Consider the following 25,528-nt stretch of genomic DNA (forward strand, 5'->3'; position numbering starts at 1 on the left):
TGAATATCAGTATAACCCCAAGTTAGCTTATACAGCTATACTGAATATTCACTCCATTTCTCTATTTCCTAATGATAAATGGAATGATACATTATAATTGTAAATGCATTATAAAATCAAGGGAAAATACAAACTCTAGCTACCTTTTATACAATCTTCCAGCTTATCTTTTATTTGCTCAACTTCTGATAGCAATTGCTTATTTTCGGCGAAAGCTGCCCGCCCGTCAATATCCGATTCAAGAATCCTATCGCTATAGGAAATAAATCCCAAGACAGGCACACCGTTCAATCCTTTTTCGATCAATACTTTATGCTCTTTCGATGCCACCTTATTGCCCACCGCATAAATCGACTTAAGACCTATATCATCTGCTAATTTTTTGACTTGAAAAGCTGTTTGTATACTCTTCGAGCCAGGTTCTACTATTATAATTAAGGCATTTACGGCCCTTACCGTGGCACGACCAAGATGTTCTACTCCAGCTTCCATGTCCACAATCACAACCTCATCCCGTTGCAAGATTAAATGACTCAATAATGTCCTTAAGAAGGCGCTTTCCGGACACGCGCAGCCACCTCCGCCCCTCTTTACTGCCCCCAGCACCATAAGCTTTATACCATCTTGTTCCAGCGAAAATTTATCAGGCAAATCGGAAACTGTTGGATTTAACTGAAAAAACTTTCCGTATTCTTCGGAAGTAGCACCTGTACGCTCCTTTATCAAGTCCTTCATCTGACTGATCGGTATTATTTCTGTTACATTTTTAACCCCCAGAGTTGCTGCTAAATTTGACACTGGGTCTGCATCTATTGCTATAACCCTTTTCCCACACTCTGTAAAAACCTTTGCCAATGCAGCCACGAAGGTTGTTTTTCCAACGCCGCCCTTGCCTGAGACCGCTATTTTCATATCAATTACCCTTTTCGTTCAAACCAATATTTTAATGAATACTATGCCAGCTATTTGTATTATGTAATCATTATTATTTACCAATAATATTATGTATAAAGTTTAGCAAATAACTAAATGATAACCAAGAAAATTTCAAAAATAACTATTCATTATTTGATCTATTTTTCTTTTTATACACTTCCATAAATTAAATTAATTCTTTGAGAGCATTGATAAAATAGCCTTTTTACAATCTATAAGATTAGAAAGAGTCAAACCAAAAATACGTTGCCCAAAATTAGGAGTCCATGCCCTTGCAGATAATCGGCAATGCCTCTGTTTGTTTTCCTTTGGAAGAGATGGGTAAATCGCAATATCGTACCCCGATGCCTTCCGTAAAATATTCTCATGCTCTTGATGCCAAATTTGCTCATCAATCTCCAGCTCCAGCCCAAACCTAATAAAATGCTCACCAAGTGGCACCTCACAATACAGCCTGTCTTCTTTCAGATTATCTCTGAACCTTATCAGAAATACCCCGTTCCAATTTCCGTCAAAGGGAAAATCCTCTGATTCCAGCTTAAAATCATGCCTGGCACAGGCAAAATCAAGGAGTTGATTTCGCATGGCCTCTAAATCCGATCTATCCGGCCTTCTTTTTTCTTTCATAACGTTCCCCATTCCTCCAAAAACAAAAGAGAACCAATACTTTTATTTTACCCGAATATATTGGTTTTCTTTATCCTTTTTGCTTCCCCCTTTTCTGCTCATACATTCGCTTATCTGCTTGCACAAGCAATTCATCAATAGAGCATGGACGTTCCGGATTATAGTAAGTTATACCCACACTAATCGATATAGCAAAGGAACGATTTCTTTTTTTATTGTGCAGATCGATTTTTTCCTGCAAACGGTCATGAACAATATTACCGTCAGTATCGGTATTTTCCATCATGAGAACCACAAACTCATCCCCACCAATACGGGCACTAATATCCGATTCACGAAAGGTTTCTTTCAGTATATTTGCTACATCAATCAATGCAAAGTCTCCTTCCTGATGACCCAGCGTATCATTAATCCTTTTCAGTCCGTCTAAATCGATAAAAATCAACCACATTCCTCTTTTAATCCTGTTAGCAGTTTTTAACTGTTGTCCGGCAAGGGTTAAAAATCCACGACGGTTATTAAGGCCGGTAAGCTCATCAACAAGTGATAAGACACGGAGTTCTTCCTCCATTCGCTTACGCACAGTAATATCGCGAATAATTGCTGTATAAAATGTCCCCTTTCCCGTCTTCCAATCGCTGATGGAAAGCTCCATTGGAAATTCACTGCCGTCTTTCCTCAGTCCGTGTACCTCAATGGTTTTACCAATAATCTTTTTTTTGCCCGTTAAGTGCATACGCTCTATTCCCTTGATATGGGCATCCCGGTACCGTTCGGGCATCAGGGGAGTTATTGACTTGCCAGATACTTTTTCTTCTGAATAGCCAAAGATGCTCTGAGCTCCTTTATTCCAGGATATAATATTCCCGCTGCTCTCTGCTAAAATGATTGCATCTGTTGCTGTTTGCACTACGGTACGGAACCGCTCTTCACTCTCCCGCAGCAATTTCTCTGTATGCTTTTGCTGTATGCCGAGAGCAATAGTATCCGCTACGGAGCCTAATGCTTCTAAAGTCGATTCCTTAAGCTGTTTTTTACTGAACATCGCCATAACTCCTACAACACTACCTTCAATAATGAGCGGATAGCCAGCGAAAGCAACTATTCCTTCCCGCTTCACCCATTCCTGATCATGGATATGAGAATCGCCGATGATAGCATTCGTCAAATATGGCTTGTGGTTTTTGGCAACAAGTCCAATTTTAAACTTACCAACAGGCACACGGCTATGGGTTCCGTCAATATGGGCATACATCCCTGCACTAGCCCGTAATTCCAGATTTGCATCCTCTTTATTAAGGGTCCAGATACGAGCAAGCGCCGCATCCAGATGTTTAACCATAGACGTGGCACAGCCTTGTAATACATTCTGCAAGGTTTTACCTTGTGTAACAACAATACCCACATCAGCAATGAAGGCTGCCAGGCGCATTCGTTCCGTAAGCTCATCATTCACACGCTTATGCTCAGTTATTTCATGCATCAATTCACGGTTAACCAAATTGATTCCCTTTGCACGCGTTTGAGCTGTCTGGACAAAATAAACGAGCATGGCAAGCAAAATGCTTATAAAAATGCCGGAAATTAAAAAATATTCTGGAATATAAGAGCGTATTTGTGCAAATCGCTCCGATCCGGGCCAAACACGTACAAGCCAGGTAATTCCATAAAGGTTAACGCTTACTTCCCGGCCCCATTTCATTTCATGCAAGTTGTTGTACACTTCCCGCCTGTATATTTCTTCATTATCCTCAAAAATTGCAAGTGAATAGCCAGGGGTAATATTTTTTAATTCGGCATCAAAGAGCGTTTTGAAACGAAATACACCCACAATAAACCCATCAAAATCCTTGCCCTTAAATACCGGCACATAACCCAGAAATCCCTTCCCACCCTGAGCAAAATCTATAGCAGGCGTTATCGTAATTTCTCCTGTAGCACGAGCCTTCTCAAGCGCAATACTTCTTTTCTTCTCATGTAAAAGGTTAAGGTCCAGAGTAACTTCATTTCCTCCAAGCGGCACAATCCACCGTACCAGCGACGAACGGTCTACCCATTCAATAGACTGAAAACCCCTGAGATGTTTAAGATAAAACAGTGCATCCGACTCCCACGCCTCTTTTGGTGTGCCACCCTGTATCTCCCAGCGTTTAGCCATACGCAGGAGTGATGACATTTTATAATCAATACGAGCTAATAACTCATTTTTCGCAATAAGTAATTGCGACTCAGTAAGTTGCTCAATTTGAGAATTCTCATGTCTTAATACTATATGCCATGTAAAAAGCGTTCCTATTATAGCACTTAGGCCGATAATAATAGGGAGTAGTACTTGTACAACTTTCCCTTTCACTTTATTCTTTGTCAATACTTTAGCTACTTCCATTTCGAAAAAATTTATTTTCTCAACCATTGAGCAGCATCTTTTGCCCAGTACGTTAAGATGATATCAGCGCCGGCACGTTTGATGCTTGTCAAAATTTCCAACGCTACACGTTTTTCATCGATCCAGCCCTTCTCCGATGCAGCCTTCACAACAGAAAATTCACCGCTCACATTGTAAGCTGCAACAGGATACTTGAATTTATCTTTTATTATACGGATAATATCAAGATAGGCCAACGCTGGCTTTACCATTACAATATCAGCCCCCTCTTCTATATCCAGCGACACTTCACGAAGCGCCTCAGCGGCGTTGTGAGGGTCCATTTGATATGATGAGCGGTCGCCAAATCCGGGTGTAGACTCAGCGGCCTCCCGGAAAGGACCGTAGAAACCTGATGCGTATTTGGCAGAATATGCCATAACGGGAATGTGCTCAAAACCATTCTCGTCGAGTCCCTGTCGAATCGCTCCTACACGGCCATCCATCATATCACTCGGAGCTATAATGTCTGCGCCTGCCTTCGCATGGGAAACTGATTCTTTTACCAGCAGTTCCAGAGTCATATCGTTATCTACTTCAAAATGACCTGTCCTGTCATCCGTTCTAACAAAACCACAGTGGCCGTGATTAGTATATTCACACATGCAAACATCGGTAATCACAAGGATATTTTTTACTTCTCTCTTAAGAGCAATAATTGCTTTCTGAATAATACCTTCATCTGCATAGGCATCAGAACCCATTTCATCTTTTTTCTCGGGGATCCCGAATAGGATAATGCCGGGAATGCCAAGTCCCTCCAAAATTTTCACCTCTTCAACCAGCTTGTCAACAGACATCTGAAAATTTCCAGGCATAGAAGGTATCGGCTGCTTAATACCTTTTCCTGGACGGACAAAAAGGGGCATAATCAAGTCATCTATCGATATCTGTGTTTCTCGTACCAGCCGCCTTATATTTTCATTGCTGCGCAATCTGCGTAAACGTCGTTCTGGGAATCCCATAATATTTTCTCTCATAAAAGTTTGAAGAATCATGTTCCCGAACCTCATCAGGAACAGGTTTTAAAATACGTTAATATATTATCATCTGGATGTTTGACTTCAATAAAAATAATTGCTAAAATCCGGTATTACATTTGTGAGAAGGTACACCACAAAGAGTCATTACGAAAAATTTTATATACGGGTATAGTATCAATGAACACACCTGAAGTTAAACCCATTTCCTTATTACAAGATTTGATTGAGCTGACGCAGAAATTACGCGGTAAAGATGGATGTCCGTGGGATAAAGAACAGAGCCACATATCCCTAAAGCCACATTTAATAGAAGAGGCATATGAGGTAATAGATGCAATAGATTCCGGAGACCCGTCTAAACTGAAGGAAGAACTTGCTGATCTCTTTTTTCATATTATCTTTCATTGTCAAATTGCCAGGGAAAAAGGACAATTTGATATAGGCGGTGTAATAACACTATGCCTTGACAAGATGACACGTCGCCATCCGCACGTCTTTGGAGATGCCACAGCAACCACTCCGGACGAGGTAATTCATCAATGGGAGGAGATCAAAAAAAAGGAGAAGGGATATGAAGAAAGAAAATCTGTTGTAGATGGCTTGCCGAAATATCTCCCGGCACTTCAAAAGGCTCAGAAAGTACAAAAGAAAGTTGCAAAAGTAGGTTTTGATTGGACAAATATCAACGATGTAATCGCCAAGGTGGATGAAGAACTTGCGGAGGTTAAAGAGGCAATTCGTGAAAAAAAACCGGAACATATAGAAGAAGAGGTTGGAGATCTCCTGTTTTCCATGGTAAATCTTTCCCGTTTTTTGAAGCTCGATACGGAAAATGTACTCCACAAAACAATCTATAAATTCGTTGATCGCTTTAAAAAAGTTGAAGCAGAACTTGCTTCGATGGGAAAAGATATTGAAGCATGTACCTTAGAGGAAATGGATGCTGTTTGGAATAAGATAAAGGTAAAAGATAAAAAAACTTAAATCTATAACGAAAAGACACGGAAATATTACGGGCAGATTATAGCTTTGGCATCTTTTATACTGCAAGCTACAAAGCCTTCGGCAAACATTCAAGCTGGTGGTGGTAGAACGGGATTAGTCAATATATTTACGATTTTCTTTCCTCTTTTATCTTTGCTATTTTACCCCTTAATAAACACGTACACTCTTTTTTCTGTATTCTCTCATAATTTATAATATCCAGGTGACAAGACATATTCCTTGATTTTAAACTCGAATTCTGATATTTTCATAAAGTTCCAATTTATAGAGGTTTTTGCTGCCTTTGGCAGTAGCTTCGCAGGTTCAATCGCCCTCGATTAAACCATACGTGTGAATTCAGCCAGGGAACTTGAGCTGTGCTCACAGTGGTCATCACCATACCGAATGTTTCAGTTCAATCGAGGACAATTGAATCAGCATTATGGAGTTATTTTGCATTTGTTATCCTACACAAGATGGAAAAACTACTGAAACAATCATCAATATATGACATCCTCAAAAAGGCGGGAAGTGGTGAACGGCTCACTTTTGATGATGGAGTGCGGCTTTTCAGGTCCAATGATATTCTCCATATTGGTCATACAGCAAATAGTATCCGTGAACGAAAAAATGGTAATGTGGCATATTACATTATCAATCGCCACATTAACTATTCCAATATTTGTGAGAATCGGTGCAGGTTCTGCGCATTCAGCCGAGATAAAGAAGAAGCGGGCTCATATGTCATGGATACGGAAGAAATTCTGGAAAAGGCTGTAGCTGCTACAGAGGAAGGCGCAACAGAATTACATATTGTAGGCGGATTACACCCAGACCTCCCCTTCGATTTTTACAGAAAGATGATTCACGAAATTCATGAAAGATGTCCTGAAGTACACATCAAGGCATTTACCGCTGTAGAGATAGAACATTTGTCCCGACTGGCAAAACTCCCGGTGCACCAAACGTTGAAAATACTCAAAGAGGCAGGACTTGGTTCCTTACCGGGAGGCGGCGCTGAGGTATTTTCTCCAAAGGTACGTGAGCAGTTGTGTCCGGAAAAACTCAGTGGCGAAGGTTGGCTACAGGTAATGCGTGAGGCCCATAATTTGGGATTACAGAGCAATGCGACTATGCTTTATGGTCACATCGAAACACCCGAAGAAAGGGTTAATCATCTTATAAAGTTGCGAGAGCTTCAGGATGAGACAGGCGGCTTTATGGCCTTTATTCCACTAGCGTTTCATCCCAAAAATACTGAATTATCGAATCATTTCAGTACCACAGCAATGCTGGACTTGAAGGTCATCTCAATCAGCCGATTAATGCTGGATAATTTTGATCATATAAAAGCGTATTGGATCATGCTGGGAATTAAACTATCCCAGATATCTCTGAGCTTTGGAGTGGATGATATTGATGGAACGATACAAGAAGAAAAAATTACCCATGCTGCCGGTGCTGAAACCCCGGAGGCATTGTCTGTTCATGAGATTACTACGTTAATCAAAGAAGCCGGTCGTGTTCCCGCAGAACGCGATACCCTTTATAATCTGGTAAAAAGAAAACAACAAAATATCATACTTCAAAAAGCATAGGTTACTATTCGTAGTATTCACCACAGAATTTCACGGAATAATATCGAAGCATAGAAAAACTAATAAATTTTAATATTTCTCTTATTCAAAATTTTTATCATTTTCTGTACCATTCTGTGTCTTTCCGTGGTAAACCCTTATACATTTGAATGAGGAGGTCTTTCAAATCAATGACTATATTTCCAAAACTCTTTAGTCCTTTCAAGATCGGTTCTCTTGCTATAAAGAACCGCATGGTAATGTCGCCAATGGAAACTCATTTGTGCGATAAAGAAGGTTTTGTAACAGAAGAGATTATCGCCTATTACAAAGAGCGTATATTGGGAGGAGTAGGTTATATTACTCTGGAAAACACCGCTGTAGAACCAGCCGGCAGAGTTAATGACGGCATGCTGTGCATACATAATGACAAATTCATTCCGGGATTAAAAAGGCTGACGGATTCTCTACATACTATAGATGGAAAGATTGTTATACAATTGAGTCATGCAGGAAAGGAGGCCTTACCTTATTTTACTAATTTAGAGCCTGTGGCCCCTTCCGCTATTCCCAGTCCTTTAACGAAACAAATGCCCAGGGAATTATCCGCCGCGGAGGTCAGATCCATGGTCAATACCTTTGCCGAGGCTGCTGCCCGTGCCGTTAAGGCCGGGTTCGATGGTGTTGAAATCCATATGGCACACGGCTATCTGGTTAACCAGTTCCTTTCTCCTGAATCCAATATACGAACTGATGATTATGGAGGGGACACACATCGCCGTTCACGTTTTGCAAAGGAAATCGTTAAAAGTATCAGAAAATGCGTCCCCGGAGATTATCCTATCATCTGCCGTATTAGTGCGGACGAATATACCGATACAGGACTCAAATTAGAGGAAAGCAAAGAGATTGCAAAGGTATTAGAAAGGGCAGGCGCTAGTGCTATTCATGTTTCTGCATGTAATTACGCATCCGCTTTCTATAACATACCGTGCTACTATCTGGAAGAAGGATGCTTTATTCATCTTGCAGAAAGCATTAAGTCTGTTGTAAAAATACCCGTGCTGGCAGTAGGCAGGATCATAGACCCTGCTATGGCTGAAAATACGCTACAAGAAAATAAGGCTGACCTTATTGTATTCGGCCGTACCCTTATTGCAGACCCACACCTTCCTAATAAGGTGAGAGAAGGCCAGATGGCTGATATAAGGACTTGTCTGAGTTGTAACCGATGCATTGAGAGTATTTCTGATAAAAGGCTTGTATGCACTGTTAATCCTTATCTCGGAAAAGAAGGGGTCTCTCATTTACAAAAAACTGCACGCCCCAAAAAGATATTGGTTGTTGGTGGCGGACCAGCGGGGTTATCTGCTGCGCACCTATTATCTACCCGTGGACACGATGTTACGTTATGGGAAAAGGAATCGCAACTGGGAGGAAGTTTTCGTTACGCCTCTATGGCGCCCAAGAAAGACCCTATGAGGAAGTTTCTCGATTATTTAATAAATCAGGTGAAAAAAACAGATACGGCGGTGCATCTTAATAGAGAAGCTACTGAAATGTCTATTAAGCAATTTGCGGCTGACGCAGTCGTCCTCGCTCATGGTGCCAGTAACATTCCTGTAGAAATCAATGGCACAAAGAATAATGGCGTACTCAATGTTAAACAGGCATTTTCAACAGCTCATTCATTGGGGAATACTATTGCAATTGTTGGAGGAGGACCTGAAGGTTGTGAACTTGCAGACTTCCTTGCATCCCAGGGTAAAAAGATTACCCTTATAGAAATGAGGCGCGTTCTTGGATTAGAGTTAGTCGCACATCCCCGCTATCATATTGGTGAACGTCTTAAAAAGATGGGCGCTCAGCTCCATCTGAATACAAAGGTAACTGAGGTTGGGCAGAACTACATAATCATCAGCCGCCGAAGGGAATCAGATCAAAAACTCGAAGGTTTTGATACTATTATCATTCCTACACTCCACCAACCCAATAACACCCTTGCAGCATCTCTTCAAGGCTCTGTGCAAGAAGTGTATACCATTGGTGATGCAGTAGGAGGCCGTACTGCACTTGAAGCTGTCGCAGAAGGGGTAGAGATTGGAATGAAATTGTAACAGATATTCCAGATGAATAATCATGCAAGGAAAAAGACAATTGTAATCGGATTGGACGGCACCCCTTATAGCCTCATCTGTAAATTAATACAACAAGGTGTATGTCCAAATTTATCCAGCTTGATATCTACCGGCTCATTACGGGAAATAAAATCTACGCACCCTCCCATATCCTCTGTGGCATGGACATCTTTTATGACAGGTATGAATCCGGCTAAACATGGGATTTTTGGCTTTGTAGATAGGATTCCCCATACGTATGATGTGTATTATCCAAATTCCCGTCACGTAAAGAGTGAACCAATTTGGAACATCCTTCGCAAACACAACATGCGATCTGTTCTCATTAATATACCATCGACATATCCGGCGTCAGAGATATATGGCATACTTATTGCTGGTTTTGTAGCTATAGATCTTGCACGTGCAACGTTCCCCAATTCAATTGTCCCTGTTTTAAAAGAAATGGGATACAAAATTGATGTTGATACACAACTCATCAATGAATCTGAAGACCAGTTAATTCAAGACTTATACCTGACATTAGAAAAAAGAATACAAGCAATCCTTCACTTCATGAAGAGTGAGGCCTTTAGTCTTTTTGTTGCAATTTTTACCGAGACAGACAGATTACACCATTTTTTCTGGGAGTCTACTATAAGAAATAATATAAAATACCGTTCCTTATTTTTGGATTATTACAAGACAATTGATCTCTTTCTTGGTAAGGTTATGGAAAACATTGATGGCAATACGACTCTCATAATTTTATCAGACCACGGATTTTGTGAATTAAAACAAGAGGTATATATAAATTACTGGTTACAAGAAGAGGGATATTTACATTTTAAAATAACTCCTCCTAAATCTCTCCACAATATAGGAGAAGGTTCGATGGCTTATTGTCTGGATCCGGGGAGACTGTATATCAATTTAAGAGGCAGAGAGCCCAATGGATGTGTAGAGGCCGGCTATCATTACGAGCAATTGAGAGAGATGATTATCTCCAAACTTACAGAAATAAGAGATCCCACTACAAATATACCTATCATAGATAGGGTCTATAAACGGGAAGAGATTTACCATGGAATATACTTTGATAAAGCACCCGATCTTGTCATCAAGCCCAGACAAGGCTACGATTTAAAAGGCGCCATGTATCATACAACACTATTCGACAAAGGTATCTTTCGCGGCATGCATACGTATGATGATGCCTTTGTATATATTAATAAAAAAAATATTATCAAGCACTCGTTGGAGATTATTGATGTTACCGCAACTATTTTAGCATCACTGGATATTCCAATACCCGGCGATATGGACGGTATCAATTTTATAAAATGGAATTAACGATTATTGGTTCTGGCACAGGAATGCCTTCTAAAACAAGGGCATATCCTTGTATATATCTCAAGATAAAAGATAAACACCTTGTTTTTGATACAGGCCCTGGCTCTCTGCGTCAACTATTCCTCATTGATGTTACCTATTTGGATATCAATCATCTGTATTATACCCATTTTCACCTGGACCACTCATTAGACCTTGCATCTATTCTCTTTACTATGCGGTATAATCAACCTGTAAGAACCCAACCTCTTTATATTACAGGCCCTATCGGTTTAAAGGCATTCTATGAGAAATTATTATCGGCCTTTGGGGAAACAATAAAACCAAAAGATTTTCATGTATATCTTAAGGAGATCGATAAAGGGGAACTGGTCTATGATGAATGGAAGATCATTGCAGAGCCCTTACAACATTCAATGCAAAGTATTGGCTTCCGGATAGAGTCACCTCATGGTAAAGCAATGGTGTATTCCGGAGATACTGATTATTGCGATGGCATTCTTCGTTTAGCCAAAAGAGTTAATACCCTGGTTCTTGAATGCTCTTTTCCTGATGACCAAAAGATTCAAGGGCACCTTACGCCCCGATTGTGTGCCCAGATTGCGCATGAATCACAATGCGATAGATTAATACTTACCCACCTTTATCCAACCTGTGATAGAATCATAAAAGAAAATGAAAATTTGTTGAAAGAACTAAAAAAAATTTATAATGGCAAAATTGCCTTCGCAGAAGATTTTGATAAATTTACTCTTTAGTAAGGATGAAATATGGGCGCATTAAACAAGCCAGAAGAATCATATGCCATTATCATAGCCGATATGTTGAATGATTTCGTGAATGAACAGGCCCCTCTTGAAGTACCCAAATCAAGAATGATAATTGATCCTATTAAGGGTGAGATAAAAAAGGCGAGAAAGAAACGGACCCCTATAATTTACTGTTGTGATGCGCATAAAAATAATGATCGGGAATTTCAATTATGGCCAAGGCATGCCGTGAAAGGAACGAAGGGCGCACAAGTCATTCAGCAGCTTGAGCCTCGGAAAGAAGATTATATGATAGCAAAAACGAGCTATTCTTGTTTCTATAAAACATCGTTGGATACATTACTAAAGAAATTGGGGATAACCGGGGTAATAATTACTGGTGTTGTAACGAATATTTGTGTTTTATACACAGCGGCAGAGGCTTATATGAGAGGCTATAAGATTGTGATACCTCAAAATTGCGTTACGGCGCTTACCCAAAGTGAGCATCAATTCGCTTTGCAACAAATGAAGCGTATTTTCCATGCAAAGATAGTATAATTTTCTAAATAACAAAAAAATATCTACATAAAAATACTAAAATACAAAACGAAGAGGGCATGTAAAACGTGCATTTCACATACCCTCTTATTTTTTGCCGCTATGGATATTGAATTACCAATATATTTTTCAGCAAATTATTTTGTTGCAAAATTTCTTACAACCATTGCCATCTTTTCAATCATTTCAGGTGACATCTTTCCCTGATAACCGGGGCATTTTCCCTTCCCCTGATTGATATGCTTTACGAGTGCTTCATCAGTCCAGGCAGACTGGAAGCCAGCATCAGTAAAATCAGGTACGCCGTATTCATGTCCTTTAGCAGTCCCCTTACCACCGTTTCCGTGGCAGTAATAACAGCTCTCTTGAACTGCAAAGCCCAAACCTGCGAAGATCGTATATGGGCTCTTCGTAGTATCACCAGCCTTGTGCTCTGTTAAGGCCCAGGTGGAACTAGCTAAAGACAATCCCAATCCTGCAACGATGGGTACGATATACGATAGGCGAAACATTTTCATAATTCAACTCCTCTCATTTATGATTATTAGTAAACACTTAAGATATTACGGAACGAGCTTTAGTTCTGATTTATAAATCTTATGGCAATTTCTGCAGGCGATGGTAAGCCTTCTAAACTGCACCTGAATTTCTTCCAGATCCTTATTGGAAGCTGCTTTTTCAATCTCATTTGCATGATAGATAGCTTCTTCATTTAAAACTTTGTAATTCTTATCTGGTGAAATGCTGTCCATGGAAGTCTTTGAATCTGAAGAGATTGACTTTGCATGTTCAGTGAATTTTGCAAATTGAGCATCATCTGCGGCTGAAAGTCCTGTCATTGCCCTCATTCCCTGAAAGTTATCCCACATCTTTTTGCATAATTCGCTCTGGGTCTGTCCATAACTAACTGATGCCATTGCAGTAACAAATAAAGCAACTGTCCCGGCGAAAATACTTTTTTTTAGCCTCATTTTTCCCATCCTCACTTTCCTTTTAAAATAACTTATATGCTTAGCACTATTTCTACAATTATTAAACTTTTCTATAACTATTTTTTGGAACAAGACTATTTAAACTGCAGATAGGGCACCTATTCTTCAGTTAGCATCTCTAAAATTTAGTTATAAGCCCCCGTCTTCAGACCTTCCACTTCACCTCCCTTCATACCAAAAATATATGGAATAGCATTGAGCAGTATAAAACAACTTAGCACTCCGCAAACAATCTAAATAATCAAGCTAATTTGTTATATTCAAGGATCCTCAATAATCAAGTATAATGAAACAAGTACTGCGACTATTTTGTTTAACCTATCTGCTATGAAATTTCTACAGATTTAGGTATTAAGGTGGAAATAGACTTCTGCGCTACAAGATTATTTGATTATTTTGATAAACCCTCACTAATCTAGAATCACAAAGAAGCACATAAATGCGAAGAACAAAGTAGTCAGAAGCTAACTCGTAATTGTAATGATTTTCCCTGAATTAGCCCTACTACAACATCAAAGGATTGCCATGCGGGATTTTTGAAACAATACTTTTGGACTAATTTTAAAAACAAAATTTTTGACAATATATCATTGAACACAAGATGAGTCAAGCAAAAATTTTGTTTGCACACCTGCTGAAAGAATTTCAAAAATCCATTTTCCTTATTTAATAAATTTGATCAATAAATCTGAAGTTTTCCACAAATATCCGTTACCAATCTTTTGGAACACTCGGCTCCTTTGGAGCAGGAATCTCTTCCTGTCCGGGTTGTAACTCATTCTTCTTACCTGGATATAATTGTGGATAAATATGAATCCCCAGATGCTTATGACATAAGGCGCACGTTTGCCGCAACCGCCGGACCTGCCATTGAGAATCCTCCAGGGAACCTTGTTCATCCTTATGCTTTACAACTTCAAGCATTTTTTCAGCTTCTGTTAGCATTGTCTTATTAAGGTCCTGATACTTTTTATCATCAGGCCGGGAAAACTTACTAATGATTATTTTTGTTTGCTGTACAATATTAGCACTTGCTTCAGCGATAAGATTCCAATCATTATTCGTATATTTATAATATCCTGATATTTGTTCTACAGCCTTGTAACTTTTGTCTATTTCACCCATAATCTTGGCTAATTCGCTCTTTTCTTTATCGCTTTTAGCAGATGATTCTTCAGCAAACGTGCAAATCGCCATACCACAAGTACCAACAACAATTACCAATGCCGCTAAAAAACCTTTTCTAACCAACGTCCTTTACCTCCGTCAAAGAATAAAATCAATCTCTTACGAAATCAAAGCATTCATAAATAGCTTTAATTTTTATCCCAACTAGCACATGCCGTACCAAAATAAGTAAAAGAACCAACATGTTTCGCACCAATAGTTTAACGCTACTAGTTTAAAGCGAGCTATGTAATGTATAAAAAAATGGCTTAAATTAACCACACAAATAGAGATATATACCAAAATCAATTATGCAAAATAACAAAATGGTCATTATAAAAAAATTTTAGTATATGTCAAATATTTAATTTAACTGGAAAGCTTGTTATTCTGTCTCGAATTGACCCGCTTTGTGAAGATATTTTGGCTGATCAAGTTCTGATATCCTGAGTATATATTCTGCATCTGAAATCTTGGTATACCAATGTCCAGTAATACGGGCTACATTTGTTAAAGCAACGTAAAACCCGATTAACATAAGGGCATAAAGTCCATAATGAATTTTCTTTCGGTCCCTAACGAGTTTCATATCTAATGCTCCATTTACCGGACAAGCATTAACACAATCATAACACGCTACACACTCATGAGTCAGAACATGCCTCTTTTTCTCTACAACAATATGTGACGGACATGCTTTGGTACATTTACCACAGTCAATACACTTTTTCGCATCTCGTGCAATCCTGAAAGGACTCGCATAAGCAATAACACCTAACAAAGCGCCGTAAGGGCAGAAAAAACGGCACCAAAAGTTTTTATTAACAAGTGAAATGACCAGCATTGCCAGTATAACCGATAACGCCATGCCAGACATATTCGTGAAGAATTTCAGCATTTTAACATCCGCTACACGAATAAAAGGTACACGCGTGTACATCATTTCCAATTGTGCAATAGGCATTTTGATAATAATGACCTGGATAAAAAAGGCAAGAATTGCGTATTTCCATGCCCGGGCAATTATATCATTAACTTTATCTGACCAGAATCTTCTGGGTACGGCAAATGGCAATACTATCGCCAAAGCATAGGCGGGAATGAGATGCCTGAAAATAGGTAATTTGAAAGATTCCATGGTCAACATTTCTAAAATCAGCAAGGCAATAATGGGTACGAAAATAAGGCTCAAACCCGCTGTGAATCTTGTGGGCACATTCCGCATTATATGAGAAACTCGTTGCGGAAGTTTTTTTAAAAACCAATCCCCCAATCGCCATTCCCATTCAGAAATAGTGCCGATAGGGCAAATCCAACCACAGAAACCTCTCCGGAAAAACAGGGCTGTTAAAAGTAATGTCCCAAAAATAACAAATCCTGCCGGATGAATGGAACTAATCCTCCCTGTACCAAAGAAGTATTTTGTGCCCATAAGTGCACTAATTGGCAAAAAGGACTCTACCCCTGGTGGTCTCGGCATATAGAATCCCTTTCCACCTGACTCACAATAGCTAACGAAGGTATAAAACTGCCAGCCAATAATACATACTACAACAAGAAATGCTAGTTGTGTATACCATCGAACTCTTTGGGAATTCAACTTTTTCTTTTTATTTTTAACAGCCTTTTTGGTATTTGACTTTTTAATTTCCATAGAAAGATCCTGAACTAGCACAGACGTAGAATATTGTTGTTTCACTTCTTCCAAGTAACATCCTCCATATTTTTGTTTAGGTATCACTAAAGTGCTTGATTCACAGCAATCGAAAGTTTAGAATGCTAAGTAGCAGTTAATTATGTAAAATATTATATTAATCAAAATTAACCTATGTATGCAAGTAATTTTGGCGCAGATACGGTATGGAATTAAATAAAAAAAATTTCAAGTCAGGTTATGTGGCTATTATAGGCAAACCCAATGTAGGCAAATCAACTCTTATTAACGACCTTTTGGGATGTAAATTATCTATCGTCACCCCGAAACCACAAACAACGAGAAAAAAGATCATGGGTGTATTAACCAAGGAAGATTATCAGATTATCTTTTATGATACACCAGGTATTATTGAACCAAGATATGAGTTACAAACATATATGGTAAAAACAGCTTACAGTGTAATAGAAGATGTGGATGTAATTTTGTTGATGGTAGAACCATGTAAGCCATCTACCGATAAAGACAGAGAAGTTCTCAAAAAATTATCTCAGGTAAATGCACCTGTTATTTTAGCTGTTAATAAAGTAGATCTGGTAGAAAAAGATAGTCTTATACCCATTATCTCGGCATATGATGCCCAATTAAAATTTGCAGAAATCGTACCTATCTCAGCCCTAAAAGGAGTCAATATAGATCTGATGCTCTCCCTTATTGTAAAATATCTGCCCGAAGGAGAGCCTTTCTATCCAGAGGACTATATGACTGACTACAATGAAAGATTTCTTGCTTCTGAAATCGTCAGAGAAAAAATCTTCGAATTTTACGGTGAAGAAATCCCATACTCCACAACTGTGGAAATTGAAGAATTTAAGGAACGGGAAGCAGGCAAGGACTTTATCAGAGCTATTATTTATGTGGAACGTAACTCTCAAAAGGGAATTATTATCGGGGAAAACGGTAAGGCTATTAAGCATGTTGGCGTTATTGCCAGAGAAGAGATAGAGAAGCAAATAGGCAGGAAAGTATATCTTGAGCTCCAAGTCAAAGTTATGGAAAAATGGCGGAAAGATAAAAGCAAACTTCAGAAGTTAGGATACAAATAACAAGGTTAAATAAAGACTCCCGTTTTTAGGTAAAATTTACCGGATAAAATTCAGGTATAAAAGAATTTTAAAGTTTCCGTATCCTACCAAAATCTTTACTCATGGCCATTCAATAACTCATGTAACTCATGCATTACTATAAGTCATACACAAGTATTTATGCTTAACCTCAATAAATATCCTACAAATTGTTTTTCATATACCTATCGACAACTTATAAGCTCATTACACAACAACGTAAATGTAGATATAAATAACCATTCATCCTTATTGGTTCTCGAGGGTACGGAAAAACTCATCAAGGAAGAATTGGTTCGATGTATCTGGTTTGGACAGCATTTTAAAAAAGATAAACTCTATACCGACGATGGCCTACGCCTGGAAGTTTTATCACCAGGGTGGTGGAATTCCGAAGGAGGACCAGATTTCAAACATGCGGAAATTCTTCTTGAAGGTAAGGGACTTATAAAGGGTAATATTGAAATTCATGTCTTTGCATCTGATTGGATGAAACATCAACATGATAAACAAGAAACCTATGATAGTATATGCTTACATGTCACAATGTGGAATGATAATGAAGGAAAATACATTAAAAATTCTTTGGGACAAATAGTTACGCAATTGACCCTGTCCCAATACTTAGATGCAGAGCTCGACGATATAATCGATGTAGTTGATATTGAATCTTATCTAAAAGGTCGAAAGGTACACGCCGGGCACTGCCATAGAGAAATAGGAAATCAGAAGATAGATGAACAATGGGTAGGTCATTTCCTTGATTATGCCGGAGATGAACGTATTCTTCAAAAGGCAAAAAGGTATGAGGAGTGGCTAAAGAAAAAACCCTTTGAGCAAACAATCTATGAAGCAATTATGGAATCACTGGGATATAAGGAAAATAAAGAATCATTCCTAAGATTAGCCTCTCTCGTATCCCTGAAAGATTTTCACTCCTTAATTCCCGAGGACGTCCCTGTCCAAATGAAGAAACTACATACCCAATCTTTATTACTAGGCATAGCAGGTTTGCTGCCTCACCAGAGAAATTCAGAGAAATCATATAATGATGAGACAACAAAATATATAAACGATCTCGAAGACGCATGGAAGGTGATTCAAGCAAAAATTAATAAAACCTCTATGATAAAAGACGATTGGTCTTATGCAAAGATAAGACCTGCAAACTTTCCGGAAAGAAGGATTGCGGCTATTGCCAATATCCTCTCTGAATGTGCACCAAACGGTATCTTCCATCGCATCTTATGGATATTTCAAACAAAAGAAGATTACACAAGAGAACATATCAATACATTAATCAATACTACTCAGTCCCTTTTTCTCAATATTCACGACCTCTATTGGTCGTACCATTATACCATAGGCGGCATAAGGCTTAAGAATCCACAAAAATTACTTGGGAAGGAGAGAACTTCCAACATCTTCATTAATGTTATCATCCCTATCCTGCTTATCTATGCCAGAAAACATAACGATGTCAGACTAGAGAAAGTACTGCATCTTTTGTACAGAAATTATCCACCACTTCCCATGACGAGTACACTACGGTTCATGGAAAATCGTATCTTTGGACAATCAAAGGTAGCAAAGAAAATTATAAACTCTATCAGACGACAGCAAGGATTATATCAGATCTTTAAGGATTTCTGCGAGAACGACAATATTAGCTGTAATAAATGCGTTTTGTATCTGTCCATGGTTGAAAGCTAAATTCACTATTTCTATTTGGGGCGCGGATAAACACAGATTATCAGGATATTAAAAACAATATTTTAATACTGGTTCATTGAACCGAAGTCGCGCCCGATTAACCGTTATGGTTCAATCTGCAAGATTGAATCAGACGTCCCCGTCATGGCTTTGTTTATGAGATATCTTAGTACGATCTCGTAGAAAACATTATAGTGAAATGGTACTAGATGAGAAGGTTTTTGCTAATCTTAGGGAATAAGTCTGTGTATATCTGTGTAAATCCGCGTCCTAACTTCTAAAATGAAAAAGGTAAAATTTTTAATTATAGGATTTCTGGGTTCCTGGTTAATAAGGTTATTAGCCTTTACCATTCGGATTGAAGACATTCCCAAAGGATTTAATAAGAAAACCAAAAATCTCCCTGCCATCTATGCCTTCTGGCATTGCATGATGCTCATTCCAGCTTACGTAGGCCGTAAAAGCAAGATACAGGTACTCATCAGTCAGCACTCTGATGGTGAATACATCGCACGGGTAATTAAGAAGCTGGGGTTTGGTGTTATTCGGGGATCGACTACGAGAGGTGGTATGCGGGCTGTAAAGGCACTGGTTGATAAGGCACGAGAAGGATATCCTCTGGCAATTACTCCGGACGGTCCGAGAGGACCTCGATACGTAGTCCAATCCGGCAGCATTTATCTTAGTAAAAAGACACAATTACCTATCATTCCAACCGTTGTCGGATTATCCAGCTATTGGGAACTTCCCAGTTGGGATAAATTTCGTATCCCAAAACCATTTTCCCAAGCACTAATGATGTACGGAGACCCCATTTATATCCCACAAAATCTCCGTGAGGAAGAAATGGAATACTATCGATATCTCTTAGAAAAAACCATGAAAGAAATGGCAGAAAAGGTGGATAATTTAGTACGGCAAAAAGGTACGTAAACGATTTCTTGTTATTGAAGGATTAATTGAGAGTTTAGATCAACCAGATAAGAAGATTCATGAGATAGCAGAAAAAAGGCTTAAGGCAGACAGAGAAGCTAAATTTGATAGTATTCCAATGGAAGAGATCTTTAGTAAAAAAGTTTGAAAGATTCACCTTTTTACCTATTTTATCCTTAATGCGAAACTTGGGCTAACGTTGTTGACTTGTAGTGTTCTTCCTCAGTACGGTCAGTTCTTTCAATTGCGAAGCCCAAAAGCCCTTTACAGGCATCTTCTTTCATGTTGATCCCCAACAGTACAACATACGTTCCAGCAATCGCATTTACGGAGATGGAACCTTGCTGATTTCTTTCTCTCATAAAATTACCTATTTAATAATTAGTTACGTAATCAATTATTCATCTATTTAAAACAGCAAACACTGGGGAAGGCAGTATAAAACTGCCTTCCCCAGTTTCATTAAAGAAACAATTACCAACCCACAAGACTACCAGCCAGTATCTTCTCTTGTCCCTTTAATTTTTTGATCTTAACCTTCATTTCACTCACTCCCTTTCATATATGTAATATCCTTTCGCTAATCTGCCGCTGGACGCCAGCGGCCAAATACTATTTGACCGCTTTTTAACTACTTGTTCCCAAACCATGTGCTGAACCTGTTGAAGCATCCGTTTGGAAACACACTTGCCTCGAAACTCTGTTTCGAGTACAGATCATACCTTTCTTTACCCTTAATATTCTTCATATTCTTCATTGACATTAATATTTTTCTACATTTATAATATTAATGTACTTCATTATAGGGGAATAGATTATGGCTATAGAACTTTCTTTAAAAGACTTAACAGATGCGATTGAACACCTGAATCAACAGGAACAAAAAATACTTTTGTCTAAATTATTATCTCTGCAAAAACTCTCATTAGACGATTTATCACTCCTTAAGGTGGCCGAACCCTCTTTCGACTTCTGGGACAATCCAGAGGACTCGATATATGACAATCTTTAATAAAGGTGATGTAATATTAATACCTTTCCCCTTTACTGATCTTTCGGCTACAAAACAACGTCCAGCTTTAATAATTTCCTCCGATCAATTTAATAACAACCATAAGGATGTCATTGTTATGGCTATCAGTTCGCAGGTACCTTCTCAGGTTCCAGAAGATGAATATCTCCTTTCCTCCACAGATCTGAAGACTTCGGGTTTACCAAAAAAGTCTATAATTAAATTGGGCAAAGTAGTTACCATTAATCAAAGTCTGATTATAAAGAAATTGGGAAAAATACCAAATCAAACAATAGCATCAATTTTGAATCAATTTAATACATCAATCGTCAGTAATACCAATGTATAATATATCTCACGAGTTATAATTTCTTACCTTCTCATTGACTGATTTCAAGAAACAACGTTTGGAAACATGCAATACAATAAACATTACAATACAATCAAGTAGATATTCATAGATAGGGGTAGCAGTTTTTCAACTGCTACCCCATGCTCATTAAAGAAACAATTACCACGTCACCACACTACCTTGTGGCTTCTCTTGTCCCTTTAATTTCTTGATCTTAACCTTCATTTTCCTCACCCCCTTTCAATTATTTAATGCTCTTCTACTAAACACCTCTGGACGCCAGCAGCCAAATATGGTTTGACTGATTTTTTACTGCTTGTTCCTAAACTCCTTGACAATACTAGTCTTACCATGTAATATATTGTCATACAACGTAATCTAGATAAGGAGATAGTATGCCAACAGTTCAGAAAAGTATAAGGATTCAGGAAAAAACACTGAAAGAAATTGAACAAATAGCCAGAGATACCGGCAAAGAGTTTTCTGTTGTTGCAAATGAACTGCTTGATGAGGCAGTGAGGATGCAGCGGTGCCCGGGTATCGTCTTTACCGAAGGCACAACAGGACGAAGGGCCCGGATTGCAGGCACAGGCATTGAGGTCTGGGAGGTTATTGCAACATACAAAGGTGTTGATGAAAACCTTAATCGCTTGCAAAAGGCTTACCACTGGCTCACAGAACAGCAGTTGAGGTCTGCCATAGGTTACTACAGAACCTATCCTGAAGGGATCGACCTTCTTATAAAGCAGAATGCAGGGTTGACTGAAGAGCAGGTTCATAAAAAATACCCATTCCTTATCAGAGAGGACCGTTGAAATATTATCTTGATGAAGATCTGAGCCCAAAGATTGCAGAAATACTCAGAAAGCACGGCATAGATGCCGTCAGCGCCCATGAAATCGGCATGGCGCAGACTGAAGATAAAGAACATCTTAACCTGGCAGCCTCTGAAAAGAGATGCCTTGTAACACGCAACAGGAACGATTTTATCCGCCTGACCGTTCAATTCTTTCACGAGCATCGTTCTCATAGTGGAGTCCTCATAATTCCTCATACCTTACCAAGTGATAATTTCTCACTAATAGCAAGAGCTATTATGAAATATGATTCAAAACACTCTCATGATGTAAAATCCTATGGTATCGATTTCCTGAAATCTTAATCATACGTAGGGTGGATTAAGGCGTTGGTTTTTACGCCGAATCCGCCAATACTGTTTCTTATTGCGGATTCAGGCTTTACCGTGAACTCAGCCGAACGGTTTATAACCTGAACCCAAAATTTCGCATCTTTCTATTACGCTTCGAATTTGTGAACGATGTCAACCAATAACCGTGCAAATATACGGGTTCAATTTACAAAATTGAACCTGCAAGGGAAAATAAAGCACTAACCTTCGTAACTTGATTTAATTTGATCATTCACCAGAGGGAGAGTTCTCATCCGTATAGCCATCCTTACTCCAAGCCCTGCACCAACAAATAACAAAATTGACATAATTACAAAACTTGCCCTGGTATTGTAAAATTTTATTAACACGCCAATACCCAGTACTAATGACAAGGTAAGGATAGAATTTGACCAATCCAGGAAGCTCAGAAATCTGCCCAGAAAATTGTTGTTTACCTGTCGTTGAATAGAGGTTATGTAAAAAATATGGGTCATTGAGCCTGATAAGCCAACAAGAAAGCTTGCTGGAACCGCCTCAAATAACCCCCCTGCCAGGGCAAAGAGGAGATAGCCCATTCCCATTCCAACCGGTCCAATCCAGAAAAAAATATTTTCTCCCCAAAAACGGATCAAGGCGACAAGAACGAGTGATCCAACGATTGCTCCTGTTCCAAATACTGCATCGATCGTGCCCAGGGCCGATGGGCCTCGTCTTAATACCTCTGACACATAGGGGACTTGTAGAACAGAGAGGAGATATTCCGTCATCTGTGGAAGCAGAAAAATTACGGAAATACCCAAAATCACGGGAGTTACTTTTATATAGTGTATACAGGCAGTAAAATTCTTCCATGTCTCCACCTTTGCTCTCATAGCTGCTTTTTTGGATGATACAAGGGGGAACCGGAGCATAAAGAAAAGGCATAGGGCGCCAAAAATATATGTGGATGCATCTATGAGGAGTACCCTTTCAATGGAAAAGTATTCCAGGATAACCCCTGTAAGGCCACTCCCGATAATCCTTCCCGTTTGTACCGAAGAGCCTACAAGGGCATTGGCTGCGACAAGTCCCTCTTCAGGGACGATTTCTGGTAACAGGCTAACCACGGACAGGTTAAAAAAGACATTGCTAATCGAGATCAGGATACAGAGTGTGAATAGTAAAGCTATACCGAGAAGATTTAATTTACAAAAAAGCACACCACACAAGATTATAGCTGCATTCAACAGGATAAGTATTAGGGCGATACGTCTGCGGTCCCATCGGTCTACTATAGTTCCGGCGAGCGGGGCAAAGAGGATCGTGGGCGCTATTGATACCGCAATTATTCCACTCAGTGATATGGGAGATCCCGTAAGTTTGAAAATGGACCATAAGACGGTCATTAAAAAGATGTTATTGCCAAAGGTATCGACCAATGCACCGCTAAAATAGAGTGCAAATGCAGGCCTGCGGAGTACGTCAAGGTATCCAAGGGTTTTTGGTGTATGAGAAGGTTCCATAATTAAGTCCTAGTCCAAAAGAGTTGGAAGAAACAAAATCATAATATGGCTGATGGTTGGATGGTTGATCAATTAACCATATAACCATCTATCCATATAATCATTCAGCCGCATATTTTGCAAAAAATGTAAAAGTTGATACGAAAGAGCAAGGCACAAGCAATACAACAAAAATCCAATCAAGTTAGATATTCATTACATGGGGAAAGCCGTTTTTCAACTGCTTTCCCCAGTTTCATTAAAGAAACAATTACCACCCCTAAGTACTACCAGCCAGTATCTTCTCGGGTTTCTTTAATTTCTTGATCTTAACCCTCATTTTCCTCATCCCCTTTCATATACGTAATTTTTTTCGTTAATCTGCCGCTGGACGCCAGCGGCCAAATAGAGTTTAACTGCTTGTTCCTAATCCAAACGAGTTGGAAAAGACAAAATCCGAAGCACAAAGTTTACGAGTCAACCCTGTCAGGGTTTTAAACCCTGACAGGGTTAGTTTTGCGGATATTTTTGTTAAAAAATATCAAAATATTTTTGTAAGCGCCTAAACTTTACCCCAGCCCACATCTTGTTTCCAAACCCTGTGCTAAACCTATTGAAGCATCTGTTTGAAAACACACTTGCCTGAAATTCCTGTAAAAGTTTATATTTTTTAAGATACAACCCCTTTGATCCTCGCAACAGGATACTATATATCCTTATTGACTATTTCCTACCATCAGAGTAAAATTCAAATGATCTTATGAAAAATCATTATGACAATATTAAATTTCAATCTGTTAAATTTTAAGGACAACCGTTATGCATAACTCAACCTTATTAAACGAAATCAAATTGATAGAATTAAAGCTACAAGCTCTTAAAACTCAGGTGAAATCTAAAAAACATAAAGTTAAGACTCATACCTCAGCGGCTCTTTACGGCTTACTAAAAGGAAGCCAGGATATTACGCCCGAAGATATAGAAGCCGTTAAGATAAAACTAAAGGAACCTATTTAGTGTATATAGTGACTGATACACACCCATGGGTGTGGTTTCTCACAGCAAGTTCTCGACTAAGTTCAAAGGCTAAATCAGCATTATCAAACCCTTCCAATATTATTATCATTCCATCAATAGTAACGATGGAAATAAAATACCTTTACCACCGTAAGCGCATACCACTATCCTTTGAAGAGGTCTTACAACAAGTCGAAACTGCTGAAAATATCCTTTTCCATCCAATGGATCTTTCGATTGTATCTATTGCACCCACCGGCTTTGACATCCACGATGCTATCATTATCGGTACAGTAATCCAGTCTGCTGAAGAGTTTGGACAAGTAGTGTCACTTGTTACAGCAGACAGGACAATAACCGATTCTCATCTTGTTCCAGCAATATGGTAAATATTTCGGGGCTTCCGGTAAAAATTAACCTGGTAGTTTTGGATACCTAATAAACAACTGGACAAATTCAAGTCGTGATTAATATAAAATCACTGCACTAACTTTTGTATTGTGTAGAGTAAAACACTGGCGTAGTGGCTACAGGCTGAGGTTTGTCTTCCCCGTTTCTCTCCGTTTCCTCTGAGAGTGTCACACGATCACAACCATACCC

General features: G+C 38.9%; 25 protein-coding genes. 15 read left to right on the forward strand and 10 right to left on the reverse strand.

The annotated features are described in order from the left end of the window. Nucleotides 1-135: 135 nt before the first annotated feature. From FBQ94_RS10580 to hemB, 4 genes are all read right to left on the reverse strand, one after another. The gene (locus tag FBQ94_RS10580) at nt 136-912 is read right to left on the reverse strand and encodes an ATP-binding protein (RefSeq protein WP_007222623.1); all 777 of its coding nucleotides are present in this window, start codon (nt 910-912) and stop codon (nt 136-138) included. A 195-nt stretch (nt 913-1,107) separates the two neighbouring features. After that, the gene (locus FBQ94_RS10585; protein WP_007222624.1) at nt 1,108-1,563 is read right to left on the reverse strand and encodes a hypothetical protein; all 456 of its coding nucleotides are present in this window, start codon (nt 1,561-1,563) and stop codon (nt 1,108-1,110) included. A 70-nt stretch (nt 1,564-1,633) separates the two neighbouring features. After that, on the reverse strand, nt 1,634-3,976 hold the full coding sequence (locus FBQ94_RS10590; RefSeq protein WP_007222625.1) for a diguanylate cyclase: 2,343 nt from the start codon (nt 3,974-3,976) through the stop codon (nt 1,634-1,636). Further along, nucleotides 3,961-4,986: a porphobilinogen synthase gene (gene hemB / locus FBQ94_RS10595; RefSeq protein ID WP_007222626.1), complete on the reverse strand. Its 1,026-nt coding sequence runs from the start codon at nt 4,984-4,986 to the stop codon at nt 3,961-3,963. Before hemB ends, FBQ94_RS10590 begins: the two co-directional genes overlap by 16 nt. 162 nt (nt 4,987-5,148) lie before the next feature. Between hemB and mazG the strand changes: the two genes are divergently transcribed. From mazG to FBQ94_RS10625, 6 genes are all read left to right on the forward strand, one after another. Next, nucleotides 5,149-5,955, forward strand: a complete 807-nt coding sequence (gene mazG, locus FBQ94_RS10600; protein ID WP_007222627.1) for a nucleoside triphosphate pyrophosphohydrolase — start codon at nt 5,149-5,151, stop codon at nt 5,953-5,955. 377 nt (nt 5,956-6,332) lie between these two features. Beyond that, nucleotides 6,333-7,553 (forward strand): aminofutalosine synthase MqnE, encoded by a 1,221-nt coding sequence (mqnE, locus tag FBQ94_RS10605; RefSeq protein ID WP_007222628.1) that lies wholly within the window; start codon nt 6,333-6,335, stop codon nt 7,551-7,553. Between the two features lie 170 nt (nt 7,554-7,723). Then, the gene (locus tag FBQ94_RS10610; protein WP_007222629.1) at nt 7,724-9,649 is read left to right on the forward strand and encodes an FAD-dependent oxidoreductase; all 1,926 of its coding nucleotides are present in this window, start codon (nt 7,724-7,726) and stop codon (nt 9,647-9,649) included. A gap of 12 nt (nt 9,650-9,661) precedes the next feature. Then, on the forward strand, nt 9,662-11,002 hold the full coding sequence (locus FBQ94_RS10615) for an alkaline phosphatase family protein (protein ID WP_007222630.1): 1,341 nt from the start codon (nt 9,662-9,664) through the stop codon (nt 11,000-11,002). Further along, nucleotides 10,993-11,760 carry an MBL fold metallo-hydrolase gene (locus FBQ94_RS10620; protein WP_007222631.1) on the forward strand — a complete coding sequence of 256 codons (768 nt, stop codon included), beginning with the start codon at nt 10,993-10,995 and terminating at the stop codon, nt 11,758-11,760. Before FBQ94_RS10615 ends, FBQ94_RS10620 begins: the two co-directional genes overlap by 10 nt. Before the next feature lie 12 nt (nt 11,761-11,772). After that, on the forward strand, nt 11,773-12,312 hold the full coding sequence (locus FBQ94_RS10625) for a cysteine hydrolase family protein (protein ID WP_007222632.1): 540 nt from the start codon (nt 11,773-11,775) through the stop codon (nt 12,310-12,312). A gap of 137 nt (nt 12,313-12,449) precedes the next feature. Here the strand turns inward: FBQ94_RS10625 and FBQ94_RS10630 are convergent, their stop codons facing one another. From FBQ94_RS10630 to FBQ94_RS10645, 4 genes are all read right to left on the reverse strand, one after another. Beyond that, nucleotides 12,450-12,830 (reverse strand): c-type cytochrome, encoded by a 381-nt coding sequence (locus FBQ94_RS10630; RefSeq protein ID WP_007222633.1) that lies wholly within the window; start codon nt 12,828-12,830, stop codon nt 12,450-12,452. A gap of 45 nt (nt 12,831-12,875) precedes the next feature. After that, on the reverse strand, nt 12,876-13,283 hold the full coding sequence (locus FBQ94_RS10635) for a cytochrome c (RefSeq protein ID WP_285442124.1): 408 nt from the start codon (nt 13,281-13,283) through the stop codon (nt 12,876-12,878). Between the two features lie 732 nt (nt 13,284-14,015). Then, nucleotides 14,016-14,555 (reverse strand): hypothetical protein, encoded by a 540-nt coding sequence (locus FBQ94_RS10640; RefSeq protein WP_007222635.1) that lies wholly within the window; start codon nt 14,553-14,555, stop codon nt 14,016-14,018. Between the two features lie 301 nt (nt 14,556-14,856). Further along, nucleotides 14,857-16,125, reverse strand: a complete 1,269-nt coding sequence (locus FBQ94_RS10645; protein ID WP_007222636.1) for a 4Fe-4S binding protein — start codon at nt 16,123-16,125, stop codon at nt 14,857-14,859. 206 nt (nt 16,126-16,331) lie between these two features. On the opposite strand from FBQ94_RS10645, the gene era reads away from it, so the two are divergent. The 3 genes from era to FBQ94_RS10660 all read left to right on the forward strand — a co-directional run bounded on the left by era (nt 16,332) and on the right by FBQ94_RS10660 (nt 19,895). Then, nucleotides 16,332-17,231 carry a GTPase Era gene (gene era / locus FBQ94_RS10650; protein WP_007222637.1) on the forward strand — a complete coding sequence of 300 codons (900 nt, stop codon included), beginning with the start codon at nt 16,332-16,334 and terminating at the stop codon, nt 17,229-17,231. A gap of 159 nt (nt 17,232-17,390) precedes the next feature. After that, a complete protein-coding gene (locus tag FBQ94_RS10655; protein WP_040544425.1) occupies nt 17,391-18,962 on the forward strand; it encodes a DUF2851 family protein in 1,572 nt (523 codons plus the stop codon). Nucleotides 18,963-19,244: 282 nt separating this feature from the next. Then, the gene (locus FBQ94_RS10660) at nt 19,245-19,895 is read left to right on the forward strand and encodes a lysophospholipid acyltransferase family protein (protein ID WP_007222639.1); all 651 of its coding nucleotides are present in this window, start codon (nt 19,245-19,247) and stop codon (nt 19,893-19,895) included. Between the two features lie 176 nt (nt 19,896-20,071). Here the strand turns inward: FBQ94_RS10660 and FBQ94_RS10665 are convergent, their stop codons facing one another. Continuing rightward, a complete protein-coding gene (locus FBQ94_RS10665; protein ID WP_040544428.1) occupies nt 20,072-20,257 on the reverse strand; it encodes a hypothetical protein in 186 nt (61 codons plus the stop codon). 455 nt (nt 20,258-20,712) lie between these two features. On the opposite strand from FBQ94_RS10665, the gene FBQ94_RS10670 reads away from it, so the two are divergent. From FBQ94_RS10670 to FBQ94_RS10685, 4 genes are all read left to right on the forward strand, one after another. After that, nucleotides 20,713-20,907 (forward strand): hypothetical protein, encoded by a 195-nt coding sequence (locus FBQ94_RS10670; RefSeq protein WP_007222640.1) that lies wholly within the window; start codon nt 20,713-20,715, stop codon nt 20,905-20,907. After that, entirely contained in the window at nt 20,894-21,256 is a 363-nt protein-coding gene (locus tag FBQ94_RS10675) for a type II toxin-antitoxin system PemK/MazF family toxin (protein ID WP_051006220.1), read from the forward strand. The genes FBQ94_RS10670 and FBQ94_RS10675 overlap by 14 nt, the downstream gene beginning before the upstream one ends. A 398-nt stretch (nt 21,257-21,654) precedes the next feature. Further along, nucleotides 21,655-22,074, forward strand: a complete 420-nt coding sequence (locus FBQ94_RS10680; protein ID WP_007222642.1) for a DUF433 domain-containing protein — start codon at nt 21,655-21,657, stop codon at nt 22,072-22,074. After that, on the forward strand, nt 22,071-22,421 hold the full coding sequence (locus tag FBQ94_RS10685; RefSeq protein ID WP_007222643.1) for a DUF5615 family PIN-like protein: 351 nt from the start codon (nt 22,071-22,073) through the stop codon (nt 22,419-22,421). The genes FBQ94_RS10680 and FBQ94_RS10685 overlap by 4 nt, the downstream gene beginning before the upstream one ends. Before the next feature lie 227 nt (nt 22,422-22,648). Here the strand turns inward: FBQ94_RS10685 and FBQ94_RS10690 are convergent, their stop codons facing one another. Continuing rightward, on the reverse strand, nt 22,649-23,932 hold the full coding sequence (locus FBQ94_RS10690) for an MFS transporter (RefSeq protein WP_007222644.1): 1,284 nt from the start codon (nt 23,930-23,932) through the stop codon (nt 22,649-22,651). Between the two features lie 798 nt (nt 23,933-24,730). Between FBQ94_RS10690 and FBQ94_RS10695 the strand changes: the two genes are divergently transcribed. Together FBQ94_RS10695 and FBQ94_RS10700 are read left to right on the forward strand one after the other, a co-directional pair. Beyond that, nucleotides 24,731-24,928, forward strand: coding sequence for a hypothetical protein (locus FBQ94_RS10695; RefSeq protein ID WP_007222645.1), 198 nt, complete (start codon nt 24,731-24,733; stop codon nt 24,926-24,928). Beyond that, nucleotides 24,928-25,317, forward strand: a complete 390-nt coding sequence (locus tag FBQ94_RS10700) for a type II toxin-antitoxin system VapC family toxin (RefSeq protein WP_040544430.1) — start codon at nt 24,928-24,930, stop codon at nt 25,315-25,317. Before FBQ94_RS10695 ends, FBQ94_RS10700 begins: the two co-directional genes overlap by 1 nt. Nucleotides 25,318-25,528: the final 211 nt, after the last annotated feature.

The organism is Candidatus Jettenia sp. AMX1 (assembly GCF_030263775.1).
Classification (GTDB): Bacteria; Planctomycetota; Brocadiia; order Brocadiales; family Brocadiaceae; genus Jettenia; species Jettenia caeni.

Bases quoted from the DNA above. Each gene is read 5' to 3' on its own strand.
- FBQ94_RS10580 (WP_007222623.1), bottom strand. From the start codon at position 912: ATGAAAATAGCGGTCTCAGGCAAGGGCGGCGTTGGAAAAACAACCTTC.
- FBQ94_RS10645 (WP_007222636.1), bottom strand. From the start codon at position 16,125: ATGGAAATTAAAAAGTCAAATACCAAAAAGGCTGTTAAAAATAAAAAG.
- FBQ94_RS10680 (WP_007222642.1), top strand. From the start codon at position 21,655: ATGCCAACAGTTCAGAAAAGTATAAGGATTCAGGAAAAAACACTGAAA.
- FBQ94_RS10590 (WP_007222625.1), bottom strand. From the start codon at position 3,976: ATGGTTGAGAAAATAAATTTTTTCGAAATGGAAGTAGCTAAAGTATTG.
- FBQ94_RS10625 (WP_007222632.1), top strand. From the start codon at position 11,773: ATGGGCGCATTAAACAAGCCAGAAGAATCATATGCCATTATCATAGCC.
- hemB (WP_007222626.1), bottom strand. From the start codon at position 4,986: ATGATTCTTCAAACTTTTATGAGAGAAAATATTATGGGATTCCCAGAA.
- FBQ94_RS10630 (WP_007222633.1), bottom strand. From the start codon at position 12,830: ATGAAAATGTTTCGCCTATCGTATATCGTACCCATCGTTGCAGGATTG.
- FBQ94_RS10610 (WP_007222629.1), top strand. From the start codon at position 7,724: ATGACTATATTTCCAAAACTCTTTAGTCCTTTCAAGATCGGTTCTCTT.
- FBQ94_RS10620 (WP_007222631.1), top strand. From the start codon at position 10,993: ATGGAATTAACGATTATTGGTTCTGGCACAGGAATGCCTTCTAAAACA.
- mazG (WP_007222627.1), top strand. From the start codon at position 5,149: ATGAACACACCTGAAGTTAAACCCATTTCCTTATTACAAGATTTGATT.
- FBQ94_RS10675 (WP_051006220.1), top strand. From the start codon at position 20,894: ATGACAATCTTTAATAAAGGTGATGTAATATTAATACCTTTCCCCTTT.
- FBQ94_RS10635 (WP_285442124.1), bottom strand. From the start codon at position 13,283: ATGAGGCTAAAAAAAAGTATTTTCGCCGGGACAGTTGCTTTATTTGTT.
- FBQ94_RS10615 (WP_007222630.1), top strand. From the start codon at position 9,662: ATGAATAATCATGCAAGGAAAAAGACAATTGTAATCGGATTGGACGGC.
- era (WP_007222637.1), top strand. From the start codon at position 16,332: ATGGAATTAAATAAAAAAAATTTCAAGTCAGGTTATGTGGCTATTATA.
- FBQ94_RS10665 (WP_040544428.1), bottom strand. From the start codon at position 20,257: ATGAGAGAAAGAAATCAGCAAGGTTCCATCTCCGTAAATGCGATTGCT.
- FBQ94_RS10690 (WP_007222644.1), bottom strand. From the start codon at position 23,932: ATGGAACCTTCTCATACACCAAAAACCCTTGGATACCTTGACGTACTC.
- FBQ94_RS10695 (WP_007222645.1), top strand. From the start codon at position 24,731: ATGCATAACTCAACCTTATTAAACGAAATCAAATTGATAGAATTAAAG.
- FBQ94_RS10670 (WP_007222640.1), top strand. From the start codon at position 20,713: ATGGCTATAGAACTTTCTTTAAAAGACTTAACAGATGCGATTGAACAC.
- FBQ94_RS10655 (WP_040544425.1), top strand. From the start codon at position 17,391: ATGCTTAACCTCAATAAATATCCTACAAATTGTTTTTCATATACCTAT.
- FBQ94_RS10660 (WP_007222639.1), top strand. From the start codon at position 19,245: ATGAAAAAGGTAAAATTTTTAATTATAGGATTTCTGGGTTCCTGGTTA.
- FBQ94_RS10585 (WP_007222624.1), bottom strand. From the start codon at position 1,563: ATGAAAGAAAAAAGAAGGCCGGATAGATCGGATTTAGAGGCCATGCGA.